Annotated in this window: 11 protein-coding genes; 2 read left to right on the top strand and 9 right to left on the bottom strand. The window is 55.1% G+C overall.

Going from position 1 to position 11,929, the window contains the following annotated elements; genetic code table 11:
* Positions 1–5 precede the first annotated feature (5 nt).
* The 7 genes from EKN38_RS13490 to EKN38_RS13460 all read right to left on the bottom strand — a co-directional run bounded on the left by EKN38_RS13490 (position 6) and on the right by EKN38_RS13460 (position 8,428).
* Positions 6–1,625 (bottom strand): TIGR04028 family ABC transporter substrate-binding protein, encoded by a 1,620-nt coding sequence (locus EKN38_RS13490; RefSeq protein WP_014832010.1) that lies wholly within the window; start codon positions 1,623–1,625, stop codon positions 6–8.
* Positions 1,626–1,775: 150 nt separating this feature from the next.
* Complete coding sequence (adhP, locus tag EKN38_RS13485) at positions 1,776–2,786, bottom strand: alcohol dehydrogenase AdhP (protein WP_013096530.1); 1,011 nt, start codon at positions 2,784–2,786, stop codon at positions 1,776–1,778.
* Between the two features lie 197 nt (positions 2,787–2,983).
* A complete protein-coding gene (locus tag EKN38_RS13480) occupies positions 2,984–4,693 on the bottom strand; it encodes an ABC-F family ATP-binding cassette domain-containing protein (protein ID WP_014832009.1) in 1,710 nt (569 codons plus the stop codon).
* Between the two features lie 327 nt (positions 4,694–5,020).
* On the bottom strand, positions 5,021–6,718 hold the full coding sequence (locus EKN38_RS13475) for an NAD-dependent malic enzyme (protein ID WP_013096532.1): 1,698 nt from the start codon (positions 6,716–6,718) through the stop codon (positions 5,021–5,023).
* A gap of 177 nt (positions 6,719–6,895) precedes the next feature.
* Positions 6,896–7,033 (bottom strand): stationary-phase-induced ribosome-associated protein, encoded by a 138-nt coding sequence (gene sra / locus EKN38_RS13470; RefSeq protein WP_013096533.1) that lies wholly within the window; start codon positions 7,031–7,033, stop codon positions 6,896–6,898.
* 95 nt (positions 7,034–7,128) lie between these two features.
* Positions 7,129–7,344, bottom strand: a complete 216-nt coding sequence (bdm, locus tag EKN38_RS13465; RefSeq protein ID WP_008501713.1) for a biofilm-dependent modulation protein — start codon at positions 7,342–7,344, stop codon at positions 7,129–7,131.
* Between the two features lie 232 nt (positions 7,345–7,576).
* Complete coding sequence (locus EKN38_RS13460; protein ID WP_014832008.1) at positions 7,577–8,428, bottom strand: Vmh family MBL fold metallo-hydrolase; 852 nt, start codon at positions 8,426–8,428, stop codon at positions 7,577–7,579.
* Positions 8,429–8,539: 111 nt separating this feature from the next.
* Between EKN38_RS13460 and EKN38_RS13455 the strand changes: the two genes are divergently transcribed.
* On the top strand, positions 8,540–9,436 hold the full coding sequence (locus EKN38_RS13455) for a LysR family transcriptional regulator (RefSeq protein WP_014832007.1): 897 nt from the start codon (positions 8,540–8,542) through the stop codon (positions 9,434–9,436).
* Here EKN38_RS13455 and EKN38_RS13450 read toward each other — a convergent pair whose 3' ends face one another.
* Positions 9,437–10,393: a hypothetical protein gene (locus EKN38_RS13450; RefSeq protein ID WP_014832006.1), complete on the bottom strand. Its 957-nt coding sequence runs from the start codon at positions 10,391–10,393 to the stop codon at positions 9,437–9,439.
* 115 nt (positions 10,394–10,508) lie between these two features.
* Here EKN38_RS13450 and EKN38_RS13445 point away from each other — a divergent pair, with 115 nt between their 5' ends.
* Entirely contained in the window at positions 10,509–10,937 is a 429-nt protein-coding gene (locus tag EKN38_RS13445; RefSeq protein ID WP_126522230.1) for an OsmC family protein, read from the top strand.
* Between the two features lie 23 nt (positions 10,938–10,960).
* Here EKN38_RS13445 and EKN38_RS13440 read toward each other — a convergent pair whose 3' ends face one another.
* Positions 10,961–11,866, bottom strand: a complete 906-nt coding sequence (locus tag EKN38_RS13440; RefSeq protein WP_014832004.1) for a LysR family transcriptional regulator — start codon at positions 11,864–11,866, stop codon at positions 10,961–10,963.
* Between the last annotated feature and the right edge of the window lie 63 nt (positions 11,867–11,929).

Genomic DNA, 11,929 nt, shown 5'->3' with positions numbered 1-11,929 from the left:
GCTCCTCAGTGTTTCTCAATCCACGCGCCGTAGAACGACGGGCGGCCAACCGCTTCAAAATTCACACCTTTTAACCACGGCGCACCGGCAAAGACCTGCGGCTCCTCGAAAATCGGAATGACGTAGGCGTTGTCCAGAAGATAACGCTGGGCGTCTCCCGTCAGCTGCAGGCGTTTTTGTGGATCGACCTCAGCCGAAATATTTGCCAGCAACGTATTCAGCTTGTCGTCACGGAAGTTTTTGACCTTGTCGCTGGAGCCACCTTTTTGCAGCAGTGCGTCACGGTTGGCGGGGTAAAACATGCTCTTCACCACATCCGGATCCGCGCGTCCTACTTCCGATACGGTGAGCGGCGTTTTGAGCGGGTCGAGGTTATCCAGGGTGCGGCTTCCGGCGTCACCGGCTTTGACGTTCAGCGCCACGCCCACCTGCCGCCACTGCTGGGCAACCAGCTGGAGCACTTCTTTGTTTTGCGGTTGTGGGAGTGATTCGTAAACGGTGAGCGCCAGACGCTGGCCGTCTTTTGCCCGGATCCCGTCGCTGCCGGTTTTCCAGCCCGCGTCGTCCAGCAGGGCGTTGGCTTTCGCCGGATCAAACGTCAGCCTGTCGCTGAGATCGACAAAACCAGCGGCAGAACCGGCGATAACCGATTTTGCCTGCGGATAATGAGACGAGAAGAGGGTATCGACCACCTGTTTCGCGTTGGTGGCGTGCAGCAGCGCCTGGCGCACGCGGATATCGGCAACCAACGGATTGTCCGGGCGGAAGCTGATGCTGTCATTGACCCCACGCGTAGGCGCCGCGTATATGTGATAGCCCTGATCGGTGGCCTGTTTTTCGTCATACGCCTGCACCTGACGGATAAAGTCGGCCTGGCCAGCCAGCAAGGCGCCAACGCGCACGCTGTCTTCCTGAGTGACGATAAACTTGATGCCGTCCAGATTGGCCGGGCCCTGCTGCGCCAGGCTCTTCGGCCCCCACTGGTAGTCTTTGCGAGCCTCCAGCGTGACTTCCCGCCCGAGCTTTTCGTCTTTTACGACAAACGGCCCGGAGCCAATGATATGGCGGGCGTCACCCAGGGCTTCAAAGTTACGCTTAAGCGTGCTCAGAGATACCAGCCCGGAGCCAATGGTGGCCGTCCCTTGCAGAAAGCCGGGTGACGGTTTTTTGAAGTAAAACTTTACCGTCAGCGGATCAACCACTTCACTGCGATCGTAGTTATTGATCACCTCCGAAACCGGTAAGCGCTGCGCCTTATTGCCCAGACCGTAAGTATCGAAGTTTTTAGCAACCGCACTGGCGTCCAGCGGTGTGCCGTCAGAGAAGGTGATCCCGGGACGGATTTTGAAGGTGTATTCGGTATTATCCGCATTGGTGGTCCAGCTTTCAGCCACCCAGGGTTCAACCTGCAGCGTCTTCGGGTTTTGCCAGGTCAGTTTGTCGGTAATTTGATTCAGAATGCCGCCGTTGGGATAAAACCCTCCGGCTGGCGGATAGAGGTTAGTGTGGGCCTGTTGTTCCAGATAGATCAGCGTCCCCCCCTTAACAGGAGACTCTGCAGACCAGGCTGCGGTGGAGGCCAGAATCAACGCCGTCAGCAGCGGCAGGCGAAAAGGGGTTTGCATGGTGAATTCCTTTGTTATCTTCTTGTTAGCGTCGGATTCATCATCGGGCGCACAGGAAAACAAGGGAACAAAGGAATTAAGATAAGGATTGCCGGAAAGTGGCAATAAAAAAACCGCCCCATAAACGGAGCGGTTAGCGGGAACGGACCGTTACGAGCGTAAATCAATCACCATACGGCCGCGGATCTGGCCCTGTTCCATCTCTTTGAAGATGGCATTGATATCTTCCAGCGGGCGCATTGTTACTTTTGGCACCACTTTGCCTTCGGCAGCAAACTGGAACGCTTCCTGCAGATCCTGACGGGTGCCGACAAGCGAACCGACCACCTGGATACCGTCCAGCACCAGACGGGGGATATCAAGGCTCATGGCTTCCGGCGGCAGGCCAACCGCGACCACGCGGCCACCGGCACGTACGGCATCAACGGCTGAGTTGAATGCGGCTTTTGCGACGGCAGTAACGACTGCGGCATGTGCGCCGCCCGTTTTCTCTTGCACAATTTTAGCGGCATCTTCGCTGCGGGAGTTGATGGTTAAGTCTGCCCCCATGCTTGCAGCCAGCTTCAGCTGTTCGTCGTTAACGTCAAGGGCGATGACTTTGGCGTTAAAGACGTTTTTGGCGTACTGCAGCGCGAGGTTGCCCAGCCCGCCCAGACCGTAAATCGCAATCCACTGGCCCGGCTTGATATGGGAGACTTTCACCGCTTTGTAAGTGGTGACACCGGCGCAGGTGATGCTGCTGGCCGCAGCCGAATCCAGACCGTCCGGCACTTTTACCGCGTAATCTGCGGTGACAATGCACTCTTCCGCCATGCCGCCGTCAACGGAATAACCGGCGTTTTTCACATCGCGGCACAGGGTTTCGTTGCCGGTATTACAGTATTCACAGTGGCCGCAGCCCTCAAAGAACCACGCGACGCTTGCGCGGTCGCCTACTTTCAGTGACGTCACGCCAGGCCCAACTTCTTTCACGATCCCAATCCCTTCGTGGCCCAGGATCACACCGGTTTTATCACCGAAATCGCCATTTTTGACGTGGAGGTCGGTATGGCAAACGCCACAGCACTCCATTTTAAGCAGAGCTTCGCCGTGCTTCAGTGGGCGTAGGGTTTTTTCGGTAACATTGACCTGATGATCCTGTGTAACAACAGCAGCCTTCATAGGTTTCTCCTTGTTTTTGATGGGTATGTGTATCGCAGGGGAATACTACTTAAGGATTAATAGTTTAGAGGAGTTATGCAAGGCGGCGGCAACATAATGTCACCAATTGATGCGATTTCAGATTAAGAATACAGCGATCCTCTAATAATTAGGGGGGGGAATTGACTGGCCCGGCGAGGTCTTCGCCGGGCACAGACTTACAGTTTTGCTTCTATCACCTCAATCTCTTTACGCCATTGCGCCTGCAGTTGCGGTTTCTGATGTTTTGGCTTACGCGCCAGGTCTTCCGCCAGCAGCGTTTCCAGCGCGATCAGTCTTTCAAGCAGATCGTCTGAGGCGAACGCCTTAACGTCCGCAACCGCTGGCGTAGCCGACGGGGTCGCCAGGCCTGCGCTTTCACGCAACCGCTCGAATACCGCTTCGGCGTCATGCCATTCGCTCAGCGTACCGTCCTCAATCAGCCAGAAGCGGTTACAGCTTTGGGCAATCAGCTGTCGGTCATGGCTTACCAGCAGCACGCCGCCTTCAAACTGTTGCAGGGTAGCGGCCAGCGCCTCCTTGCCTTCCATATCCAGATGGTTGGTTGGCTCATCCAGCATCAGCAGACTATAACGGGCAAGCGTCAGGCCGATGAACAGCAGGCGCGAACGCTCCCCGCCGCTGAGGGTGCTGACCTGTTGCCCGTGACGCGCCCACGGGAACCCGGCGCTGATAAGCGCCATCTTGCGATCCTGTGGCGCTGGCGCAAAAGGCTCCAGCGCGTCGAAGATCGTTGCCTCATCCGGAAGCTGATTCAGCGTCTGGTCGTAATAGCCTGGCGACACGCGAGGATGGAGTTTCAGCCCAGCCTCTGATGGTTCACCTGAGAAATGCCGCCAGATAAGCTTCATCAGCGATGATTTGCCGCAGCCGTTACGTCCAACGATAGCCACGCGATCGCCGCTTTTAAGCCGCGCAATGTCGACGTGAAACAGGTCTGGCAACCCAGGTGCAGGCGGTACGCCGAGGTTTTCCATCTCCAGCAGTCGGTCAGCCCGCAGGGCATCACCGCGCAGGGTTAACGTCCATGGACTGCCTGCTGTCAGCTCTGTCTGGCTCTCCTTTAGCCGCTCGACCTGTTTTTCCATCTGTTTGGCTTTGCGCGACAGATCTTCGTTATCGTAGACCTTGCCCCAGGTGGCCAGCCGTCTGGCGCTGGCAGTTACGCGGTCGATCTCCTTTTGCTCCGCTTTATGTCGCAGCGTATCGCTTTCGTCTTTCGCTCTCAGCGCCTCACGTGCGGTGGTGCAGGGAAGGGCGAAGTAGTGCAGCATCTTGTCGCGCAGGATCCAGCTACCGTTGGTGACGGCATCCAGCAACTGCCTGTCGTGCGAGACCAGTACAAAGCTGCCGGACCAGTTTTGTAAAAACTGCTCCAGCCAGAGCATGGTAGGCAAATCGAGGTGGTTGCTCGGCTCGTCCAGTAGTAACAGATCCGGATCGCCGATCAACGCCCGCGCGAGCAGGAGACGCGTGTGTTGCCCGCCGCTCAGCGTCGCCGACGTTAAGGCCATGTCCTGCGGCGTAAAGCCCATACCCGCCAGCAGCGTTTCTGCTTTCCAGCGCAGGCTCTCGCGCTCAGTCGTGGGCAGTTGCGCCAGCACGGCATCCAGCATGGTCAGGGGATAAATGGCTTCTGGCAGATGTTGCTCAACGCGCGCCATCAGACAGTGTCCGGCTAGCGCGACCGTTCCGGCAGCCGGGGAATCTGTGCCGTCCAGCACCTTCAGCAGCGTACTTTTGCCGCAGCCGTTGTCGCCCAGCAGGCCAATGCGGTCGCCTTTTTTCAGCGTAAAGGAGAGGGAGTCGAAGAGCGTGCCAAACGCCGTATCAACACGTAAAGATTGTGCAGTGAGTAAAGTGCTCATTGTTGCTTACCCAAGAGTTACAGGCATGTTTATGCCTCGTCAAACATCGCTGACGATAACTCAGTAAGCCCGAGAGAAGGGATTTCAGGGGTTGGTGTCTTCGCTCAAGCAGAAGTTATCGCAGCACGATACCGATAACGCTTGAGCTGGTGCGATCACCAAATGTATGTGAAACATTGAAAATTTCACAGTACAGCATAATTGGCCTCCTTATATATTCAGTGGGTTAATGGATGAAAGGAGTGTAGCGGGGGAAAGGCGGTTTGGCTAGTGGGGGCGAATGTAATTCCCTCTCCCGGTGGGAGAGGGAACGGTCGGAACACAGTGTTAGATCGAGGTACGACGATAGCTGCGGTATTCCGGCATCCAGAAGTTGTCGTCGATGGCCTGCTGCAGCGCGTCGGCAGAGGTTTTCACCGCCACACCCTGCTGCTGCGCCATTTTCCCGACCGCGAACGCGATAGCACGCGACACCTTGTGAATGTCTTTCAGCTCTGGGAGCACCAGTCCTTCGCCATCGTTCACCAGCGGCGAGTGGCCCGCCAGAGTTTCGCTTGCCGACATCAGCATTTCATCGGTAATGCGCGACGCGCCGGAGGCGATCACACCCAGACCAATACCCGGGAAGATATAGGAGTTGTTGCACTGGGCAATAGGATAGGTTTTATCTTTCCACACCACCGGATCGAACGGGCTGCCGGTTGCGACCAGCGCGTTCCCTTCGGTCCAGGCAATGATGTCCTGCGGCGTTGCTTCTACCCGCGAGGTCGGGTTGGAGAGCGGCATCACGATAGGGCGTTCGCAGTGCTTGTGCATCTCACGAATGATCTCTTCGGTGAACAGCCCCGTCTGACCGGAGACGCCAATCAGGATATCCGGTTTCACGTTGCGCACCACGTCCAGCAGAGAGAGCACTTCGTTGTCGGTGTCCCAGTTCTTCAGGTTCTCACGTTTTTGCACCAGTTTGGTCTGGAACGGCAGCAGGTTTGGCATGCCGTCGGTCAGCAGGCCGAAACGGTCGACCATGAACACGCGGGAGCGCGCCAGCTCTTCGCTTAGCCCTTCACGCTGCGTCTGGGCGATAATCTGCTCGGCGATACCACAGCCCGCAGAGCCTGCGCCGAGGAAGACAATTTTCTGGTAGCTCAGCTGGCTGCCTGCCGCACGGCTGGCGGCGATCAACGTGCCGACGGTGACCGCGGCGGTGCCCTGAATGTCGTCGTTAAAGGAGCAGATCTCATCGCGATAGCGGTTCAGCAACGGCATCGCGTTCTTCTGCGCGAAATCTTCAAACTGCAGCAGCACGTCCGGCCAGCGGTGCTTGACCGCCTGGATGAAATCATCGACAAACTGATAATACTCGTCGTCGGTAATACGCGGATGACGCCAGCCCATATACAGCGGATCGTTAAGCAACTGCTGGTTGTTGGTGCCCACATCCAGCACCACCGGCAGGGTATACGCCGGGCTGATGCCGCCGCAGGCGGTGTACAGAGAGAGCTTACCGATTGGGATCCCCATGCCGCCAATGCCCTGGTCACCAAGGCCCAGAATACGCTCGCCGTCAGTCACCACGATCACTTTGATATTGTGGTTCGGCACGTTCTGCAGAATATCGTCCATGTTGTGACGGTTCTGATAAGAGATAAAGACGCCACGGGAGCGACGGTAGATCTCTGAGAAACGTTCACAGGCGGCACCCACCGTTGGGGTGTAGATCACCGGCATCATCTCTTCGAGATGGTTTTGTACCAGCCGATAGAAGAGGGTTTCGTTGGTGTCCTGAATGTTACGCAGGTAGATGTGTTTGTCGATTTCGGTTTTGAAACCCTGATACTGGATCCACGCGCGCTCTGCCTGTTCTTCAATGGTTTCCACCACTTCTGGCAGTAAACCCAGCAGGTTAAAGCTGCTGCGCTCTTCCATGCTGAAGGCGCTGCCTTTGTTGAGCAGGGGGAATTCGAGTAATACCGGGCCGGCATAAGGGATATATAGGGAACGATGTTTTTTCAGTTTGTTGTCCATGTCACTCACTCTTTTTTTGAAGATCCGTCCCTGACACTGCTGTTTGTCATCTTTCTGGCCTGTGCGATGGGGTGCGGTCAGGCGGTATTATAAAGGAGCTAAATATTAATTACCGCAACACATAAACAAAAACACCATCGGTTTTGCCGATGGTGTTGAGGGATCTCTCTCCGGGACTTACTTGCCCGCGTGGCGTTTTCTGCCGGTGGCGTGAGTGACCTGTGTTTCACTGTCGCCTTCAATCACCACTTTACGTTGGTTAGAAAGCTTGTAGTTCAGTCCCAGTATATGGCGTGCCTGACGGTTCGATTTCATGTTAACTCCTCAATCCTGTTGATAGTTTTAAGGACCAGTTCGCTTACGCAAACGAAATGTAACCCCTTAGGTTGCAGATCCAGCTTAGCAGGTTTTTACAAAGGTGCGTTTTGTCCGCTGACGACGTAGTTAATGGTCTGCTGGTAGATGTCACTGAGGATGTCATTGTCTGTGGATTCCACCCACCTGGTCAGTTCCATCAAAATGTCATCTTCAGTCACAGCACCATGCTCGGCGTGAAGACCCTGTGCAATCGCGTTAACGAGTTCAGGTTGTGCTGCTGCAGTATTGGCCGGGTAATAAGTAAACATGCTGCCTCCGTGTCGTTGTCTGTTTAATGGTACGGCTCGCAAAAAATTTAATTCACAAACAGAATGGCAAATATTTTGGCCGCTGTGTCTAAGATTCATCTTAGAAATAAAAATGACATAAGTGCATGCTTTTATGCGCTTTTAGAATGGGGGGATATATTGAGGGTTTACCGCGAGGTTATTTTGCAGGTGCTCCTGCTATCACCGAAATATAGCAGGAGCAGATTTTACATTACCACTTCATTTCGCCGGTATTCACTTTGGCGCTTAATTCCAGTGAGCTCTCTTCAGCCAGACCCGGATACTGTTTTTTCATGGCGCTGATCACGCCTGTCGATGTTTTATGTTCTGACAACGCCTGTTCGAAGCGCTGGAGATAATCACGGGTAAAGTCGATAGCACCGTTCCCTGCCGGCGGTGTTCCCAGATAGTGACCCGGGATCACGCGTTCAGGCTTATGTGCCGCCATGCTTTCCAGCGTCTGTTGCCACTGCTTGCGGCTGGCTGGTGTCTGGGTGTCTGCCGTCCAGACGTGAATACCCCAGGCGACGCCGGTTCCACCGAGGATGGTTTTCGCCGACGGGATCCAGACATAGGCGGCGTAGCTTTCTGGCTGCTCGATATCAATCTTCTCGCCGTCCACCATAAAGGTCGTGGATGCCAGTACCTGCGGGACAACAAGCTCGGTTGGTGCCCCGTCTTTCATCTGCGGGCCCCAGAAGGCAAGCTTGGCGTCTTTGGTGGCCTTGATATGATCAACCACCTGCTGTGTGGCCACCACTTTGGCATTCGGGAAGGCTTTCACCAGCGGTTGCAGACCAAAATAGAAATCCGGATCGCCAGAGGTAATGACGATTTTGTTCAGGGTTTTCCCGCTTTTGCGAATTTTGTCGACCAGCGCTTCGCCATCTTTGACGCTGAACTGGGCGTCAAACAGCACGGCCTCTTTTGGACCAGAGACCAGCGTGGAGGAGACCGCAAACATCCCTTTGTCCTGCGGGTTATAGGTATCAATGGTTAATGGCGCAGCAAACACCGCGGGCGTGATAAGCGTGGAAAGCAGTGCAAGGTGAGTGAATTTCATTCTGATGTCTCTGTTATTCAGGAAAGTCTTTATTGTACGGATATTCGCATTTGCCAGAATTCCTGAAACAAGACATGCTTTGTTTCATAAATCGAGCAAATGGGGTGTTATATGGATCGCGTTATTGCCGCTCAGGTCTATAACCGGATATGCGAGCTGGGAAGCCTGAGTGCAGCGGCCCGGGCGTTGGGGATCTCCCGTCCGATGGTGAGCCGCTATCTTGAGCAAATGGAGAAGTGGGCCGGTACGCGGCTGGTAAACCGCTCGACGCGCAAGCTGACGCTGACGGCGGCCGGAGAGAAAGTGCTGCAAAAAACGCGAACGCTGTCGCAACTGTCACAGGAAATTGAAGGCCAGTCGGAGAAAGATCTCCCTTCAGGCACGCTACGGGTGGCCTGCGCCCATTTTACCGCCATGCATCTGATTGCCCCGGTGCTGCCCGGTTTGCTTTCGCGCTACCCGCAGTTGCGCATTGAGCTGGATGTGAACAACCACCCGGTGAGTCTGGTCGGGGAACGCATTGATGTGGCGATCCGCATTACGGATAACCCCGAGCCCGGGATGATTGCCCGCAGGCTCGGGGATTGCCGTTCCGTGCTGTGCGCGTCGCCGCAGTATCTTGCCACTCACGGCACGCCAGGACAGGTGGAGGAGTTAGCGCAGCACAACTGCCTGCATTACAGCTTTTTCGCGGGTCAGTCGTGGCACTTCCTGACGCCGGAAGGGGAAAACGTCAGCGTCGCCGTGAGCGGCAACCTCAGCGCCAGCATCTCGTCATTGTTGATGGAGGCAGCGGTGAAGCATTGCGGCATTGCCATGTTGCCAGAGCAGGAAGCACATGCCGCCATTGAGCAGGGGATGCTGGTCCCGGTGCTGAGTGGGCTGACGCCCAGAACGTTAGCCATTCATGGCATCTATCAGTCCCGGGAATATCAGCCGGCAGCACTGCGTGTGTTTCTTGACCACATTGCGCGTCATCTGTCGAACGAGGCGCAGCAGGGCGGATAGTTATTTTGCCTTCAGCCACGGGGAGGCCGTGCTCCAGAAGATGATATCCGCGCCGAGATAACGCTCCGCAAACTGAACAAACTCATCTTTGGTGAACGGTTTTCCTGTCTCCGGGTTACGATAAGTCAGGGTCGGTTCCTGAACGGCCATGGCAACGAGCGAGAGCTTGTCTTTGTACTGATTGAAGAACGGGTAGGCATTCTTCATATGCGCCTTGCGGTTGGGAACAATATCCGGACCGCCAAGCCCAATGTTATTGGCACTGGCGAACGCAAACAGACGTCCCATGTAATCGTGGTCATTATTCCACTCGCACGGCCAGAAATTCACATACTGTACGACATAGGAGTGCCTGAATGCTTTTCGCGCATAGGCCAGGTTTTCCATTTCGCCGGCAAAATAGGTATCACATGAAAACCCCTTTGGTGGTTTTTTCTCGTCAGGATCAATCGCCGTTTCGGGCAGGTTCACGCCATACACCCGGCCGTCAAACTGTTTAGCAATAGCAGCCAATAGTGCCTGATATCGCTGGCGCACGGCGGGATCCCACTGCTGAGCCACCCAGCCCGACCCGACCGGTTTGCCTTCACCCGGGTTATCAAACTGCGGTGCAATGCCGCCGCCGTATTGCTTATCCTTCATCAGATAGTCAGGAACATAGCGGGCGTCTTTGTCGAAAAAGCGATCCTGAATTTGAATAAAAAGTTTTTTATCGGCGGCCTTAAGGCGCGCCAGATCCTGTTCTATCTGCGAGAAGTCATAGCTGTCTTTCGCTGGCTCCAGCGCTCGCCAGTTGTATACGATCTGCACGCCGCCGATGTCGCTTCGCGCGATAAGAGGGAATGCCGCATCGAGATCGCCAGAACTGGTATAGATAAAGTTTTCCGGGGTTTTTGCCAGCAGAGACAGCGACATAGCAAGGGTTGTTACCGCGACGGCGATCCTGATTTTTCTCATAGGTTTATCCTTTTTAGTCGTACAGCAGGTGCAGGTTACGGAATTGTCTGTGTTCCAGGGTATGCCAGAGGCATAGTCTATACTTAACCCTTTGTAAGCCAAAAGGAGAGCAAGAATGACGATTCATAAGCACGGTTCGGCACACTGGTCTGGTGACATCAAGAAGGGAAAAGGGACGGTTTCAACGGAAAGTGGCGTCCTGAATCAACAACCTTACGGCTTTAACACCCGCTTCGAAGGCGCTAAAGGCACTAACCCGGAAGAGTTGATTGGCGCAGCACACGCCGCCTGTTTCTCAATGGCGCTGTCGCTGATGATTGGTGAAGCGGGCTACACAGCCGATTCCATCGATACCACGGCGGATGTCTCGCTGGATAACACCGATGGCGGCTTCGCAATCAGCAAAATTGCGCTAAACAGCAAGGTCACCGTACCGGGTATCGACCCGCAGAAATTCGATGGCATCATCCAGAAAGCGAAAGCGGGATGCCCGGTGTCGCAGGTACTGAAAGCTGAAATCACGCTGGACTATAAACTTAACTAAGCCTTAGCCGGGCGAAGGCCCGGCTATCCCTTCAGCGCAGCAGGAAAGACCGCTGCCAGCCATGCAATAAACGCCTTAAGCCGATGCGTCATATGCCGGTTATGCGGATAAACCACGTGAAACGGATACGCCGCCGGGTGCCAGTCGCTTAAAATTTCTTGTAACGTACCCGCCCGAAGATATGTCTTTGCTGAATACGTAAACGTCTGAATGATGCCCAATCCTGCCACCGCCGCTGCCAGGTGCGCATTGCTTTCATTAATGCCGAGATAATGTGAAATGCCGATCTCCTGCACCTCGCCGCCTTTCCTGAAGCGAAACGGAAAGGGCCGCCCGGTGACCGGGGAGAGATAGCTGATAAGTTTATGTCCGTTGCGCAACTCTTGCGGATAAGCCGGAACGCCGTGCTTTTTCAGATAGGCTGGTGTTGCGCAGGTCACCATGTCGGCGTCGCCCAGATGACGGGCGATAAGGGTAGAATCGTTCAGCGGACCGCCTCTGATCACACAATCCACGTTGCCGCTGATCAAATCAACAGGACGATCCGCCACGCCAAGATCGATGCGAATATCCGGGTAGCGCTGCATGAAATCCGGGAGCAGGGGGATGAGCACATCGCGGGCGGTCGAACCGCCAATATCCACCCGCAGATGTCCTTTCGGTGTGGCGTGAGAGACGCGAAACGAGGTATCGATATCTTCGATATCAATGAGCACCCTGAGCGCTTTTTCATAATACTCAGCACCTTCCGGCGTCGTGACCACCCGGCGGGTGGTACGGTGCAGCAGCCGTATTTCAAGATGCCCCTCAAGCGCTTTCACGAGCTTGCTCAGCGTGGCGATGGGCATGTTTAGCGAATCAGCCGCTCGGGTAAAGCTACCGGTTTCCACAACCCGCGTGAAGGCGCGCATCGCCATGAGCTGGTCCATCTTTTTCTCTCGATTATTCCTGTCTGTGAATAGTCATTTTCATTTTTGCTGGTTTTTCACTAA

It is taken from the genome of Enterobacter sp. WCHEn045836 (assembly GCF_003965585.1).
In the GTDB taxonomy this organism is placed as follows: Bacteria; Pseudomonadota; Gammaproteobacteria; order Enterobacterales; family Enterobacteriaceae; genus Enterobacter; species Enterobacter dissolvens.
This window is presented reverse-complemented; position numbering and strand designations above follow the sequence as displayed.